The organism is Lentzea sp. NPDC051838, from assembly GCF_040681245.1.
GTDB lineage: Bacteria > Actinomycetota > Actinomycetes > Mycobacteriales > Pseudonocardiaceae > Lentzea.
In genome coordinates, this window is the sequence record NZ_JBFAYI010000068.1 from 1 (window position 1) to 14,895 (window position 14,895).

12 protein-coding genes are annotated in these 14,895 nt (G+C 67.7%); 11 read left to right on the forward strand and 1 reads right to left on the reverse strand.

Annotation, left to right across the window (positions count from 1 at the left end; translation table 11 throughout):
• Positions 1–304: 304 nt before the first annotated feature.
• Positions 305–934 carry a TetR/AcrR family transcriptional regulator gene (locus AB0M24_RS47650; RefSeq protein WP_363781837.1) on the reverse strand — a complete coding sequence of 210 codons (630 nt, stop codon included), beginning with the start codon at positions 932–934 and terminating at the stop codon, positions 305–307.
• A 127-nt stretch (positions 935–1,061) separates the two neighbouring features.
• On the opposite strand from AB0M24_RS47650, the gene AB0M24_RS47655 reads away from it, so the two are divergent.
• The 11 genes from AB0M24_RS47655 (at position 1,062) to AB0M24_RS47705 (ending at position 14,653) form a co-directional block, all read left to right on the forward strand.
• Entirely contained in the window at positions 1,062–2,015 is a 954-nt protein-coding gene (locus AB0M24_RS47655; protein ID WP_363781839.1) for an alpha/beta fold hydrolase, read from the forward strand.
• Positions 2,016–2,055: 40 nt separating this feature from the next.
• Complete coding sequence (locus tag AB0M24_RS47660) at positions 2,056–3,048, forward strand: DUF3152 domain-containing protein (RefSeq protein ID WP_363781841.1); 993 nt, start codon at positions 2,056–2,058, stop codon at positions 3,046–3,048.
• Between the two features lie 83 nt (positions 3,049–3,131).
• A complete protein-coding gene (gene moeZ, locus AB0M24_RS47665; protein ID WP_363781843.1) occupies positions 3,132–4,304 on the forward strand; it encodes an adenylyltransferase/sulfurtransferase MoeZ in 1,173 nt (390 codons plus the stop codon).
• Positions 4,305–4,386: 82 nt separating this feature from the next.
• Positions 4,387–5,184, forward strand: coding sequence for a TIGR02569 family protein (locus AB0M24_RS47670; protein WP_363781845.1), 798 nt, complete (start codon positions 4,387–4,389; stop codon positions 5,182–5,184).
• Positions 5,185–5,289: 105 nt separating this feature from the next.
• Positions 5,290–7,209, forward strand: coding sequence for a molybdopterin-dependent oxidoreductase (locus AB0M24_RS47675; RefSeq protein WP_363781859.1), 1,920 nt, complete (start codon positions 5,290–5,292; stop codon positions 7,207–7,209).
• Positions 7,206–8,621, forward strand: coding sequence for an FAD-dependent oxidoreductase (locus tag AB0M24_RS47680; protein WP_363781847.1), 1,416 nt, complete (start codon positions 7,206–7,208; stop codon positions 8,619–8,621). The genes AB0M24_RS47675 and AB0M24_RS47680 overlap by 4 nt, the downstream gene beginning before the upstream one ends.
• Positions 8,622–8,718: 97 nt before the next feature.
• Positions 8,719–10,020 carry a nitrate/nitrite transporter gene (locus AB0M24_RS47685; protein ID WP_363781849.1) on the forward strand — a complete coding sequence of 434 codons (1,302 nt, stop codon included), beginning with the start codon at positions 8,719–8,721 and terminating at the stop codon, positions 10,018–10,020.
• 113 nt (positions 10,021–10,133) lie between these two features.
• Positions 10,134–12,590: a nitrite reductase large subunit NirB gene (nirB, locus tag AB0M24_RS47690; protein WP_363781851.1), complete on the forward strand. Its 2,457-nt coding sequence runs from the start codon at positions 10,134–10,136 to the stop codon at positions 12,588–12,590.
• On the forward strand, positions 12,587–12,901 hold the full coding sequence (nirD, locus tag AB0M24_RS47695; RefSeq protein WP_363781853.1) for a nitrite reductase small subunit NirD: 315 nt from the start codon (positions 12,587–12,589) through the stop codon (positions 12,899–12,901). Before nirB ends, nirD begins: the two co-directional genes overlap by 4 nt.
• Entirely contained in the window at positions 12,898–13,992 is a 1,095-nt protein-coding gene (locus AB0M24_RS47700; protein WP_363781855.1) for a uroporphyrinogen-III synthase, read from the forward strand. Before nirD ends, AB0M24_RS47700 begins: the two co-directional genes overlap by 4 nt.
• A 13-nt stretch (positions 13,993–14,005) precedes the next feature.
• A complete protein-coding gene (locus AB0M24_RS47705; RefSeq protein WP_363781857.1) occupies positions 14,006–14,653 on the forward strand; it encodes a CbiX/SirB N-terminal domain-containing protein in 648 nt (215 codons plus the stop codon).
• Positions 14,654–14,895 lie beyond the last annotated feature (242 nt).

Below are 14,895 nucleotides of genomic sequence, written 5' to 3' on the forward strand. Positions count from 1 at the left end.
CGTCACGAGTCGTGTCGGAGCGAGCCACACCGAGGAGGGGAGGTCAAGTCGACGAAAAGCGTGTCGACTTGACCTCCCCTCCTCGGCGCGGCAGACGTTCAGCCACGACTCGTGACGGGGCCCGCCGGAGCGCACGTTTCAGGCAGCTCGGCTTCGCCATCGCCACTGCAGCTCGCCTTCGGCGTCGCCCAGGCAGCTCGGCTTCGCCATCGCCTTGCTCGCCTCAGTCCTTGCCCTCGCTCTGTCGCCAAAATGCCGAAGACCCCGCTGGTGCGTCACCGGCGGGGTCTTCTGGGGTGGCTTGTCAGTGCTGGAGCGGGAAGCCGCCGCCGATGCCTCGCCAGGCGAGGTTGCTGATCAGCGCTACTGCGTCTTCCTTGGGCACTCGGCGGTTGTCGGCCAGCCAGGAGCGGGCCGTTACCTGGGAGAGGCCCACCAGGCCCACGGCCAGCAGGCGGGCGCGTTCCTGGTCCAGGCCCGCGTCGGCCGTGATGGTTTCGGTGATGGCGTCTACCGAGTCGGTGGTGGCGCGCTCTACTGCTTCTTGGACTGCGGGCTCGGAGCGCAGGTCTGATTCGAAGACCATGCGGAAGGCTTGGCCTTCGCCGTCCACGAAGTCGTAGAAGGCGGCCACGGCTGCGCGGACTCGGAGCTTGTTGTCCGAGGACGAGGCGATCGCCGTGCGGACTCGGCCCACCAGCTCGTCCACATGGGACTCGAGCAGCGCCATGTAGAGCTCTAGTTTGCCGGGGAAGTGCTGGTAGAGGACTGGCTTGGACACGCCCGCGCGCTCGGCGATCTCGTCCATCGCTGCGGCGTGGTAGCCGTTGGCGACGAACACGTCCTGCGCCGCTGCCAGCAGTTGCGCGCGGCGGGCGGTGCGCGGCAGTCGAACGCCCCTGCCTGCGGGTGCGCTCTGCGCCGTCTCCGTCATGGTGCCTCCAGCACGAGTGATTCTGCCGTCGGAGAGGGGTTGCCTGACCGAGGCGTGAGCGCAACCTTACTCGCTAGTAGCTCGGATCTGGGAACCATCTGGGCGTTCTTTCCCGCATCCTGGTCTGGTGAGTGCACTGATCCCCGCCCCTTTGTCCACGGTCGCGCTGCCGCCTCTGGACACCTCGCAGACACCGTGGCCTGGCGAGTTTCACCAGGTGGATGACCATGAGGTGCACGTGAGGGTGACGCCTGGGGACGGGCCGCCCGCTGTGTACGTGCATGGGCTGGGAGGGTCCGCTACGAACTGGACGGACCTTGCTGCGCAGCTCAAAGAACATGTCAGCGGGTACTCGGTGGACCTGCCCGGGTTCGGGAGGTCGCAGCCGGTTCCGGGGTACGACTTCAGCTTGGCCACGCATGCGCGGACGGTGATCAAGTACATCGAGACGCTGCAGAAGCCGGTGCACCTGTTCGGGAACTCGATGGGTGGGGCTATCTCGCTGATTGCCACGGCTACCAGGCCTGATCTGGTGAAGTCGCTCACGCTGGTGTCGCCGGCGGTGCCTGATCTGCGGCCGCGGCTGGATCGGATGTCGGACCCGCGGATGGCGTTGGCGGTGCTGCCGATCGTCGGGTCGAAGGTGCGGAGAGAGCTGGCCAAGCTGACCGCGCACGATCGGACGAAGCAGATGCTGGAGCTGTGCTTCGCGGATCCGAGCGTGGTGCCGGATCACCGGATCGAGGAGTCGATCAAGGAGAACGAGGAGCGCGCGCGGCAGAAGTGGGCCGGGCAGGCGCTCAACAAGAGCACGTTCGGGTTGATGCAGAGCTGGCTGACGCCTGGGCCCAAGTCGTTGTGGCGGATCTTGCCGCTGGTCAACGTGCCGACGCTGGTGTTGTGGGGTGAGAACGACCGTCTGGTGAGCGTGCGGAAGGGGCCCAAGACGGCTCGGTTGCTGCCCAAGGGACGACTGCTGGTGCTTCCCAAGACTGGTCACGTCGCCCAGATGGAGCGGCCCGCCACCGTGGCGAGGGCCGTGCTGGGGATGTGGGAGGCGGTCGACCGACACACATGGTGATGAACGACGGCCATACGGGGGATGTGGGACCCTGGGCAACGTGAATCGCGCCCCCGAGCGAGGACGTCCTGCTCCGCCCTCCGACCGCTACCGACGCGGCGAGCGGCGGACCAGCGCTGAACCGCTCGCGGCCGCGTGGGAGCCGGACGGCACGGGTCAGTACCGGCGGCCGCGCAGGCGCGGTGGGGTGAAGAAGCTCGTCGCCAACTACGGGTGGCGGATCTACGCGATTCCGGTGCTCGTGGTGCTGACGGCGCTGGTCGTGCTGGACACGGTGCAGCCGAAGGCGCCTGCGGCCGGCAATACCGCGGGTGGGTCGACCGATGTGGTCACGACCACACCCGAGGCACCGGCGACCGAGGTCAAAGCGGACAAGCCCAAGCTCGACGTTCCCACGGCTGAGCTGCCCGCCGGGCCCGCGTTCTCCGAGGACGGGGTCGGCACGTTCAAGGCCGTGCCCGGCAGCGGGCCTCGGGTCGGCGAGGCGAACGCGCAGAAGTTCCGCAAGTACGCGATCGCGATCGAGGACGGCGTGAAGCCCGCCGACTACAACGACGACGCGGCGGCGTTCGGGCGGACGGTCGAGGGGTTCCTGTCGGACCCGCGCAGCTGGATCGGCACGAAGACGGTCGCGTTGCAGCGCGTCGAGGCGAACCAGAACCCGGACTTCACGGTCACCCTGGCGACGACGAAGACGACGCACACGATCTGCGGCAAGGAGATCCCGTTCGAGACGTCCTGCTGGGACGACCCGAGCAACCGCGTGATCATCAACGTCGCGCGCTGGGTGCGCGGGGCCATGGTCTACGGCCGCGACCTGTCCGGATACCGCACCTACGTGATCAACCACGAGGTCGGCCACGCCCTGGGCAACGGCCACGCGGCCTGCCAGGAGAACGGCGCGCCGGCGCCCGTGATGATGCAGCAGACGTTCGGCGTCGCGAACAACTTCGTCTCGCAGCTCAACGCCGGCCTGGACGTGGTGCCCGCCGACGGCAAGGTCTGCACGGCGAACCCGTTTCCCGCTGGCTGAGACGGCTTTCCAACGAGGAAGAGTCGAGGCAAGGTTGACGTTGTCTCGGATACAGAGGCATGCAGTCCGTCGAGGAGGAGCAAATGGCGCTTCCGCCGCTCGTTGAGCCAGCCGCGGAGCTGACCAAGGAAGAAGTAGCGCGCTACAGCCGGCACCTGATCATCCCGGACGTCGGGGTGGACGGGCAGAAGCGGCTGAAGAACGCGAAGGTGCTCGTCGTCGGCGCGGGTGGCCTGGGCAGCCCGGCACTGCTGTACCTGGCCGCGGCCGGGGTCGGCACGCTGGGTGTCGTCGACTTCGACGTCGTGGACGAGTCCAACCTGCAGCGTCAGGTGATTCACGGGCAGTCCGACGTCGGCCGTCCGAAGGCCGAGTCCGCTCGTGACTCCGTCGCCGAGATCAACCCGTTCGTCAAGGTCGTGCTGCACCAGACGCACCTCAACTCCGAGAACGCGCTGGACATCTTCCGCGACTACGACCTGATCCTCGACGGCACCGACAACTTCGCCACGCGGTACCTGGTGAACGACGCCGCGGTGCTGCTGGGCAAGCCGTACGTCTGGGGTTCGATCTTCCGGTTCGAGGGCCAGGTCAGCGTCTTCTGGGAGGACGCGCCGGACGGCCAGGGCCTGAACTACCGCGACCTCTACCCGGAGCCGCCGCCTCCCGGCATGGTTCCGTCGTGCGCCGAGGGCGGCGTGCTGGGCGTGCTGTGCGCGTCCATCGGGTCGATCATGGTCACCGAGGCGATCAAGCTGCTCACGGGCATCGGCGACCCGCTGCTGGGCCGTCTGATGGTCTACGACGCGCTGGAGATGTCGTACCGGACCATCAAGATCCGCAAGGACCCGGAGTCGCCGAAGATCACCGAGCTGATCGACTACGAGGCGTTCTGCGGTGTCGTGTCCACGGACGCGCAGCAGGCGGCGGCGGGCAACACGATCACGCCGCTCGAGCTCAAGCACAAGCAGGAGTCCGGCGAGGACTTCCTGCTGGTGGACGTGCGCGAGCCGCACGAGTTCGAGATCGTCCGGATCCCCGGCTCGGTGCTGATCCCCAAGGACAAGATCCTGTCCGGTGAGGCGTTCTCCGAGCTGCCGCAGGACAAGCCGCTCGTGCTGCACTGCAAGTCGGGTGCTCGTTCGGCGGAGGCGCTGGCGGCGCTGCACAAGGCGGGCTTCAAGGACGCCGTGCACGTCGGCGGCGGTGTGCTGGCCTGGGCTCGCGAAGTCGACCCCTCGCTGCCGACGTACTGATTGGGCTGTTCGGGTGGTGGGATGAATCACGGCGTGCCGTGGTCCACCACCCGGACGGTCTATCCAGGTAGCGTGCCCAGCCGTGACCCGTTCCCCCGAACCGCCCCCAGCGCACGTGCGTGCGGCGTTCGGGGCACGTGACGCCGAGCCGGAGCTCATCGACGGCGGACCCGCCTGGCGCTGCGGCGACGCGACGATCAGACCCGCGCCGAAGCCCGCCGAGGCCACCTGGATCGCCAAGACCCTCGACGGCCTGGACGTGGCGAACCTGCGCATCGGCAGGCCTTTGCGCTCGACCGACGGCCGTTATGTCGTCGGTGGCTGGTCGGCCACCAAGTTCCTCGCCGGACGCGCCGAGGCCCGTCACGACGAGGTCATCGCCGTCGCGCAGCGCTTGCACCAGGCTACGGCTGACCTGCCCAAACCCCGGTTTCTGGACGTGCGGACCGATGTGTTCGCCGTCGCCGACCGCAAGGCGTGGGGCGAGGAGGACGTGCCGCTCGAGGCGGACCTCGGCGGCCGGCTGTTCGAGCTGCTCAAGGAAGTCCAGAAGCCGCTCAACCTCAGGTCGCAGGTCGTGCACGGGGATCTCTTCGGCAACGTGCTGTTCGCCGGCAACGCCCCGCCCGCCGTCATCGACTTCACCGCGTACTGGCGCCCCGCGGAGTGGGCCGCCGCGGTGATCGCGGTGGACGCCGTCGCGTGGGGTGGTTCGGACCCCGGCCTGTTCAAGCGGTGGAGCCACCTGCCGGAATGGCCGCAGGTGCTGGTGCGCGCGACGCTGTTCCGGCTTGCTGTGCACGCGTTGCACCCGTTGTCAACTCCACAGTCCTTTGCGGGCTTGGAACGAGCTGCTCACCAGGTCACTGCGCTGCTGTGAGCTGACAACTTTCCACGTACGAAACATTGCGGAGCATCGGGTTAACAGGCGCTTCTTAGCGTCCTTGGCGTGACCCATTGCCCCTACTGCGCGCTGCAGTGCTCCATGAGCGTCATCGACGGCCAGGTGACTCCTGGTCCCGGTGGGCTGTGCCAGAAGGGCTGGACGGCGGGGGAGCTGCTGCGCCATCCAGGCCGCCTCACCACGCCGCTGATCCACGGCTCACCCGCTTCGTGGGACGAGGCACTCGACTTCGTCGCGTCCCGGATCCAGTCCTACGAGCCCGACGAGGTCGCCGTGTTCGGTGGCGGCGGGCTGACCAACGAGAAGGCGTACCTGCTCGGCAAGTTCGCGCGGGTCGCCCTGAAGACCTCGCAGATCGACTACAACGGCCGGTTCTGCATGTCCTCTGCCGCCGCGGCGGGCAACAAGGCGTTCGGGCTCGACCGCGGCATGCCGTTTCCGCTTTCGGATCTGCGTTCCGCCGACACGGTGCTGCTGGCCGGCTCGAACCCCGCCGAGACGATGCCGCCGTTCCTGCGGCACCTGGAGGGCGCGCGGCTGATCGTCATCGACCCGCGCCGGACGCCGACGGCCGAGCGCGCGACGTTGCACCTGCAGCCCGCGCCGGGTACGGACTTGGCGCTGGCGCTGGGGTTGCTGCACACCGCGGTGATCGAGGGTGCGATCGACAAGGAGTACATCACCTCTCGCACCTCGGGTTTCGACGACGCGTGGCGGATCGCGGCTCAGTGGTGGCCGGAGCACACCGAACGCGTCACCGGGGTTTCCGCCGCTGATCAACGTGCTGCCGTGCACATGCTGGCCGGACGGTCCTACGTGCTGACCGGGCGAGGGACCGAGCAGCACGCGTCCGGCACCGACACCGTGTCCGCGTGGATCAACCTGGCGCTGGCGCTGGGTCTGCCGGGGCGTGCCGGATCCGGGTACGGGTGTCTGACGGGGCAGGGCAACGGTCAGGGCGGGCGTGAGCACGGGCAGAAGGCCGACCAGCTGCCCGGTTACCGCAAGCTCGACGATCCCGTGGCGCGCAAGCACATCATGGAGGTGTGGGGCGTCGACTGGCTGCCCGGCGTCGGGCGCAGTGCGTACGAGCTGCTGAACGCCGACGACCTCAAGGCGATGCTGGTGTTTGGCAGCAACCCGGTGGTGTCGGCGCCGCGCGCGTCCGGGGTCGCTGATCGTCTCCGCGCGCTGGACCTGTTGGTGGTGGCGGATTTCGTGATGTCCGAGACCGCGGCAATGGCGGATGTTGTCTTCCCGGTGACGCAGTGGGCCGAGGAAGACGGCACGATGACCAACCTCGAAGGCCGGATCATCAGGCGCCGCAAGGCACTCGACCCGCCGGCCGGGGTGCGCAGCGACCTGGAGCTGATCAACGGACTGGCCACTCGTCTTGGTGTCGCCGGGTTCCCGACCGAACCACGGGTGGTGTTCGACGAGCTGCGGCGCGCGTCGAAGGGTGGTCTGTCCGACTACTCCGGCATCACCTACGAGCGGTTGGACTCCGAGCAGCTGCACTGGCCGGTGCCGTCCGTCGAACATCCAGGCACGCCAAGGCTTTTCCTCGACCGGTTCGCGCACGCCGACGGCCTCGCGCGGTTCATCCCGGTCGACCACGTCGGTCCGGCCGAGCCGCCGGACGAGGAGTTCCCGTTGCAGGCCACCACAGGGCGGGTCCTGCAGCACTACCAGTCGGGTGCGCAGACGCGGCGGATCGGCGAGCTGATGAAGGCCGTTCCCGAGATGTACGTGGAGATGCACCCGGACACGGCTTCCCGTGCGGGGCTTGCTTCCGGCGAGCCCGCGCACGTCGTGTCCAGGCGGGGAACGGTGACGGCGGTCGTCCGGTGCGTGCCGAGCATGCGCGCCGACGCGGTGTTCCTGCCGTTCCACTTCCCCGGTGAGGGGCGGGCGAACCTGCTCACCAACCCCGCGCTCGATCCCACGAGCCGGATGCCCGAGTTCAAGGTCTGCGCGGTGCGATTGGAGCGGGCGACATGAGGCGAGTCGTGATCGTCGGGTACGGCATGGCGGGCGCTCGGTTGGCGGACGAACTGCGCCGCCGGGACCAGGACATCTCCATCACGGTGCTCGGCGCGGAACAGCACACGGCCTACAACCGCGTGCTGCTGTCGACCGTGGTGGCGGGCGCGATGACGCCGCAGTCGACGCGGTTGCACGACGAGAAGTGGGCGGCGGAGCAGGGGATCGACCTGCGGCTGGGCTGGGAGGTCGACGCGATCGACCGTGCCTCCCGCACCGTCGACGGAATTCCATACGACGCCTTGGTTCTCGCCACCGGCAGCATCCCCTGGGTCCCGCCTGCCGAAGGACTGCTGGAAGACGGCAAGCTCGCACCCGGTGTCGTCGCCTTCCGGACGCTCGACGACTGCGCCGAGATCGAGGCCAAGGCCCACAAGGGTGCGCCCGTCGTCGTGCTGGGCGGCGGGTTGCTGGGCATCGAAGCCGCTCGTGGCCTGGCCGGACGTGGTTGCCTCGTCACGGTGGTCCACCCGGTCGGCCATCTCATGGAACGGCAGCTCGACCCCGGCGCGGGCGGCGTGCTGGCCCGCACGCTGGGCAAGCTCGGCATCGAGTTCCGGCTCAACTCCCTGGCCTCGAAGTACCTCCCCGGTGACGGCCTGGTCCTCGACGACGGCACCCACGTGCCGGCCGAGCTCGTGGTCGTTTCCGCGGGTGTGCGCGCCGAAACGTCGTTGGCGCTGAAGGCGGGGCTGGAGGTCGACCGCGGCATCGTCGTCGACGACCACCTGCGCACCAGCGACCCGCGCATCCACGCGATCGGCGACTGCGCGCAGCACCCCGGCACGGTCTCCGGTCTCGTCCAGCCCGCGTGGGACCAGGCAGCGGTGCTCGCCGACCGGCTGACCGGCGCGAACCCGGCGGCTCGCTATGCCGGTACTTCAGTGGTCACGCGCTTGAAGGCACGTGACGTGGACTTGGCCGCGTTGGGCGACGTGCACACCGACGTGGACTGCCCGGACTCGGAAGTCCTGTGCTTTCAGGAACCTTCGCGCGGCAGGTACGCGAAGCTCGTGCTGCGCGACGACCGGGTGGCCGGCGCGATCGTGCTCGGTGCTCCTGATGCCGCTGCCACGATCACCCAGCTCTACGACCGCGGAATCCCCGCTCCCACCGACCGATTGGCGTTGTTGCTGGGACGTGCTCTACCTGCGGAGGCCGCGTCGCCCGCGGATCTGCCGTCCAGCGCGGTGATCTGCCGGTGCAACACCGTTTCCAAGGGACAGATCGTGTCCGCGTGGCGTGCTGGAGCGGAAACCGTGCCGCAGCTGGCGGAAGCGACACGGGCGACCACGGGCTGTGGTGGCTGCAAGGACGCTGTGTGCGGGCTGCTCGACTGGCTCGGAGCCTCACAGCCCGCCTCGGCGTGATGTGCGGTGGAGTTGCCTCCACCGTCATCGGCCAGAACCCCTTGGTAATGCGCGGTTTCTACCTTTTCCGGCAATCGCCGACCCCGCGGAGGAACTCATGAGCTGGATCGACCACTGGGAGCCGGAGAAGCCGGAGTTCTGGGAGAGCAAGGGCAAGCGGATCGCCCGCAAGAACCTCGCGTTCTCGATTCTCGCGGAGAACCTCGGCTTCAGCGTCTGGGTGCTGATGAGCATCGTCGTCGTGAGCCTCGGCTCCGTCGGCTTCAAGTTCAGCGTGGGTCAGCAGTTCTGGCTGCTGATCGTGCCGAACCTGGTCGGTGCCGCGCTGCGGGTGCCGTACACGTTCGCGGTGCCTCGCTTCGGCGGGCGGTTGTGGACGACCATCAGCGCCGGGTTGCTGCTGATCCCGTGCGCGATGCTCACCTACGCGGTGTCGACGCCGGGCACGCCGTACTGGTTCTTCCTGGTTACCTCGGCCGCGATGGGGCTGGGCGGCGGCAACTTCTCGTCGTCGATGGCGAACATCTCGTTCTTCTACCCCGAGGGCAAGAAGGGTCTGGCGCTCGGCCTGAACGCGGCCGGTGGCAACCTCGGCGTCGCGATCACGCAGCTCGTCGTGCCGATCGTGATCACCATCGGCACCGGGATCCACCTGGCCTACGCGGCGCTGATCTGGATGCCGTTCATCGTGATCGCCACGGCGTGCGCGTGGTTCTTCATGGACAGCCTCACCCAGGCCAAGCCGGACGGGCAGTCCTACAAGCTGGCGCTGTCGAACCAGCACACGTGGGTGATGTCGTTCCTGTACATCGGCACGTTCGGGTCGTTCATCGGCTACTCGTTCGCGTTCCCGTCGCTGATCAAGATCAGCTTCGTGGACTACAAGGGCTGGGTCGCGCTCGCGTTCCTCGGTGCGCTGATCGGGTCCATCGCCCGGCCGCTCGGTGGCTGGCTGGCGGACCGGATCGGTGGCGCGAAGGTGACGGCCGGGACGTTCGTGGGCCTCGCGATCGGCACGATCGGCGTGATCCTGAGCGTGGACACGAAGAGCTTCGGGCTGTTCTTCGGCTCGTTCATCCTGCTGTTCATCCTGGCCGGTGTCGGCAACGGCTCGACGTACCGGATGATTCCGGCGATCTTCCGCACGCAGTCGGACGACGACAAGTCGGCGAAGCGCCAGGCGGCTGCCGTGGTCGGCATCGCAGGAGCGATCGGCGCGGCCGGCGGTGTGCTGGTGAACCTGGTCTTCAAGTTCTCGCTTGAAGGTTCGAAGACGCTGACGCCCGCGCTGACCGCGATTCTCGTCTTCTACGGGCTGTGCCTCGTCACGACGTGGTGGTTCTACCTGCGGCGCACCGTGTTCGCGGCACGGCCGTCGCTCGCCTACGCGGGCGTGTGACGCACACCTCGCTGAGCTGCGGAGAGAGTTTCCTTTAACACCCGCGAAATGTTGCGGAACTTGGGATGACACACCGCCCGGTGAGCATAGCCGGGCGGAAGGAGGAGCGCCCGATGACTCAAACGCTGGTTGTGATCGGCAACGGCATGGTCGGCCACCGGCTCGTCGAGATCCTCCGCGACTCGTCCTGGCGGATCGTGGTGTTCGGCGAGGAGTCGCGCCCTGCCTACGATCGAGTCGCGTTGTCGTCCTATGTGGACACATGGAGTTCGGCCGATCTGGAGCTCACGCCGTTGACCGGCTGTGAGCTCCGGCTCGGTGAGAAGGCTGTTTCCGTCGACCGGGAACGTCGTGTGGTGGTCGGGGCTTCCGGTGTCGAGGTGCAGTACGACGCGCTGGTGCTGGCGACCGGCTCGGTGCCGTTCGTGCCGCCGGTTCCCGGTCGGGACCTGCCCGGTTGCCACGTGTACCGGACGATCGACGACCTGGACGACATCCGGGCGACCGTGCAGGCCGCCTCGCGTCCCGGCCGGCACTCCGGCATGGTGCTCGGCGGTGGTCTGCTCGGGCTGGAGGCGGCGAACGCGTTGCGCGGCATGGGAGTCTCGCCGCACGTCGTGGAGCTGGCGCCGCGGTTGATGCCGATCCAGGTCGACGAGGGCGGTGCCGGGCTGCTGAAGCGGCTGGTCGAGAAGCTCGACCTGACCGTGCACACCGGGACTTCCGCTTCCTCGATCGAACGCGACGGTTCGCGGTTGATCGCTCGACTGGCCAACGGTGTCGAGCTCGACCTCGACGTCGTGGTGTTCAGCGCGGGTATCCGGCCGCGGACCGATCTGGATCTGGGGCTGGAGCTCGGGCCGCGCGGTGGCTACCTGGTCGACGCTGCCTGCCGGACGGCTGATCCACGGGTGTTCGCGATCGGTGAGTGCGCTTCTGTCGAAGGCGTCGCCTACGGTCTGGTCGCGCCTGGTTATGCGATGGCCGAGGTCGTCGCGGACCAGATTTCCGGTGGCTCGAAGGTTTTCCCCGGTGCGGACGTGTCGACCAAGTTGAAGCTGCTCGGTGTGGACGTGGCGTCGTTCGGTGACGCGCACGCTGCTACTGAGGGTGCGCTGGAAGTCGTCGTCAACAACGCGGTTGCCGGCACCTACAGCAAACTCGTGGTGTCGGATGACGCTCGCACTCTGCTCGGCGGCGTGCTCGTCGGTGACGCTTCGGCGTACGCGTCGCTGCGACCGTTGGTGGGGCGCGAGGTTCCGGCTGGTCTGTTGCAGCCGGGCGGGGCCGTTGACGTCGAAATGCCTGCGGATGCTCAGGTTTGCTCGTGTCACGCGGTGACCAAGCAGACCGTGACCGGCGCGATCCACTCCGGTGTCGCCTGTGACATCGCCGAGCTGAAGGCGTGCACCAAGGCCGGTACCGGCTGCGGTTCGTGCGTGCCGATGCTGAAGAAGCTGCTGACCGAGTGCGGTGTCGAGCAGTCCAAGGCGTTGTGCGAGCACTTCACGTACTCGCGTGCCGAGCTGTTCGAGATCGTCCGTGCGACTCGTGTGTCGACGTTCAGCGCGTTGATCGAGAAGCACGGCACCGGACGGGGTTGCGACATCTGCAAGCCCGCTGTCGCCTCGATTCTGGCGTCCCTGGGCAACGGGCACATCCTGGGCTCGGAGCAGGCCTCGTTGCAGGACACCAACGACAGGTTCCTGGCCAACCTGCAGCGCAACGGCACGTACTCGGTCGTTCCGCGCATCCCCGGCGGCGAGATCACGCCGGAGAAGCTGATCGTCATCGGCGAGGTCGCGCGCGACTACGGGTTGTACACCAAGATCACCGGCGGCCAGCGCATCGACCTGTTCGGTGCGACCGTCGACCAGCTGCCGGAGATCTGGCGCCGGCTGGTCGACGCGGGTTTCGAGTCCGGTCACGCGTACGGCAAGGCGTTGCGCACGGTGAAGTCCTGCGTCGGCACGACCTGGTGCCGTTACGGCGTCCAGGATTCCGTTGGTCTCGCGATCGAACTGGAGCTGCGGTATCGCGGGTTGCGGTCGCCGCACAAGCTCAAGTCGGCCGTGTCGGGTTGCGCGCGTGAGTGTGCCGAGGCGCGCGGCAAGGACTTCGGTGTGATCGCGACCGAGAACGGCTGGAACCTCTACGTGGGCGGCAACGGCGGCTTCACCCCGCGCCACGCGGATCTGCTCGTGTCCGATGTGGACACTGCTGAGCTGATCCGGATCATCGACCGGTTCCTGATGTTCTACATCCGCACGGCCGACCGGCTGCAGCGCACCTCGGCGTGGCTGGAGGGGCTCGACGGCGGGCTCGACCACCTGCGCGAGGTCGTGGTGGAGGACAAGCTCGGCATCTGCGCCGAGCTGGAAGCCGCGATGGAGTCGCACGTCTCGGACTACGCCGACGAGTGGCGTGGTGTGCTCGAGGACCCGGAGAAGCTGTCGCGGTTCACGTCGTTCGTGAACGCGCCGGGCACGCCGGATCCCACGATCTCGTTCCGCGCTGAGCGGGGCCAGCGCGTTCCTGTCCAGCTCGGGATTCCGGAGGTCGTCAGGTGACCGTCGTCTGTGCCTTTGAGGTGTTGCGCCCGGACCAGGGCGTCGCGGCGCTGCTGCCCGACGGCTCGCAGGTGGCGGTGTTCCTGACCGCCGACGGGTCGTTGCACGCGTTGGACAACGTCGACCCGTTCAGCGGGGCCGCCGTGCTGTCACGCGGCATCGTGGGCGACCGCGGCGGCGTTCCCGTCGTGGTGTCGCCGGTCTACAAGCAGGCGTTCGAGCTGGCGACCGGCAAGTGCCTGGACGAGCCCGCGGTGTCCGTCGCGGTGCACCCGGTGCGCGTGCGTGACGGCATCGTGGAGCTGACATGAACGAACCGCTGGCAGGCTTCACGATCGGCGTGACGGCAGCCCGTCGCGCCGACGAGCTCATCGCGATGCTGGAACGCAAGGGTGCTTCCGTGCTGCACGGACCTGCGTTGCGAATCGTGCCGTTGCCTGACGATGCTTCGTTGCACCAGGCGACGTTGGAGCTGGTGGCGTCCCCGGTCGACGTCGTCGTCGCCACCACGGCCATCGGGTTCCGCGGGTGGTTCGAAGCCGCCGAGGGATGGGGGCTGGCCAGCCGGTTGTCGCGGGCGCTCGAAGGTGCCGTCGTGCTACCGCGCGGGCCCAAGGCCAAGGGCGCGGTCCGAGCGGCCGGGCTGGTCGAGGCCTGGTCGCCGTCGTCCGAGTCGAACGCCGAGCTGTTGCAGTACCTGTTGCGGATGGGCGTGACCGGCAAGCGGGTCGCGGTGCAGCTGCACGGGGAGCCGTTGCCGGACTTCGTCAACACGTTGCGTGCTGCCGGAGCCGACGTCGTCGAGATCCCCGTGTACCGGTGGGAGCCGCCTGCTGACGGTCGGCCGCTCGACTCCCTGATCGATGCTGTGTTGGCCGGGCAGGTGGATGCGTTGACGTTTACTAGTGCGCCGGCTGCTTCGTCCGTGTTGCGGACGGCTGGGCCTCGGTACTCGTCACTGGTTTCTGCGTTGCGGCGGGATGTGCTGGTCGTCGGCGTTGGGGCGATCACCGCTGGGCCGTTGGTCGCCGCCGGGATTCCGGTTGTGCAGCCTGCTCGGTCGCGGATCGGGTCGATGGTGCGGGAACTCGCGGTGGAGTTGCCGGCTCGGGCTACTCGGCTGCGGATCGCGTCCTTTGATCTGGAGATGCGGGCTCAGGCTGTGGTGGTGGACGGGGAGTTGCGGCCCGTCGCTCCTGCGCCCATGGCTGTGTTGCGGACGTTGGTGGCTGCTCGGGGGCGGGTTGTTTCTCGGCAGGATTTGTTGGCTGCCTTGCCTTCTGGGGGTGAGGAGCATGCTGTTGAGACTGCTATTGGGCGGTTGCGGACTGCTCTTGGGGCGCCTGCCATGGTGTGCACCGTGGTGAAGCGCGGGTATCGGCTTGCGATGGAGCCCGCATGAAGCTGGTGTTGACATGAAGCTGGTGCTGGCGTTTCACGGGACTCGGGATCCGCGTGGGGTCGCTGTGTGCGAGGAGATCGCGGATCTCGTGCGGGTGCAGGTGAATGTGCCTGTTCTGGTTGCGTTTGCGGATGTTTTGCAGCCTGATGTTCGGGCCGTTGTGGATGGGCCCTGTGTTGTGGTGCCGGTGTTTCTGGCTGCTGGGTATCACGTTCGGGTTGATATTCCTGCGCAGATCGGGGTGCGGTCTGGGGTCGTGGTGACTTCGCCGCTTGGGTTGGATGCTGTTCCTGTTGTTCGGGAGCGGTTGGTGGAGGCTGGGTTTCGGCGTGGGGATGCGTTGGTGTTGGCTGCTGCTGGGTCTTCGGATGCTCGGTCGTTGGCTACTGCTCGGCGGGCTGCTGAGATGTTGGGGGCTTCTGCGGTGGGATATGTGGCTACCGCTGCGCCTCGGATTGCTGATGTTGTTGCTGAGGTTAAGGCACGCGGGCGGCGGGTGGCTGTTGCTTCTTGGCTCTTGGCGCCTGGGGTGTTTCACGGGTCGTTGGTTGAGTGTGGTGCGGATGTTGTGTCTGCACCTGTTGGGGCGCATCCGCTTGTGGCTGATGCGTTGGTGCGTAAGTACTACGAGGCTCGGGCTTTGGTGCTTCGGACTGCTTGAGGGTGGCGGCCTTCGGCCGCGCGCTTCGGTTGCCGTTGCCGTCTCCCTGTCGCGTTGGCGGCTGGCGGTTTCGTGTCCGTAGGTGGTCGCCTTGCGTCGTCGGAGTTCCGGTTTCGTAGCGTTCCCCGGTTGCGTGCGTCGGTTCCGGTTGCGTGCTTCCCCTTGGGAGCTCTGCCCCAAACCCCGCCAATCTGATCAGGGGGCCAGCGCTGTGGGTGGGTTGATGGCACGCCTGTTGCTTA

Coding starts and splice junctions, on each gene's coding strand:
- AB0M24_RS47650 (WP_363781837.1), bottom strand. CDS start 934: ATGACGGAGACGGCGCAGAGCGCACCCGCAGGCAGGGGCGTTCGACTG.
- AB0M24_RS47675 (WP_363781859.1), top strand. CDS start 5,290: ATGAGCGTCATCGACGGCCAGGTGACTCCTGGTCCCGGTGGGCTGTGC.
- nirB (WP_363781851.1), top strand. CDS start 10,134: ATGACTCAAACGCTGGTTGTGATCGGCAACGGCATGGTCGGCCACCGG.
- AB0M24_RS47685 (WP_363781849.1), top strand. CDS start 8,719: ATGAGCTGGATCGACCACTGGGAGCCGGAGAAGCCGGAGTTCTGGGAG.
- moeZ (WP_363781843.1), top strand. CDS start 3,132: ATGGCGCTTCCGCCGCTCGTTGAGCCAGCCGCGGAGCTGACCAAGGAA.
- AB0M24_RS47680 (WP_363781847.1), top strand. CDS start 7,206: ATGAGGCGAGTCGTGATCGTCGGGTACGGCATGGCGGGCGCTCGGTTG.
- AB0M24_RS47705 (WP_363781857.1), top strand. CDS start 14,006: ATGAAGCTGGTGCTGGCGTTTCACGGGACTCGGGATCCGCGTGGGGTC.
- AB0M24_RS47700 (WP_363781855.1), top strand. CDS start 12,898: ATGAACGAACCGCTGGCAGGCTTCACGATCGGCGTGACGGCAGCCCGT.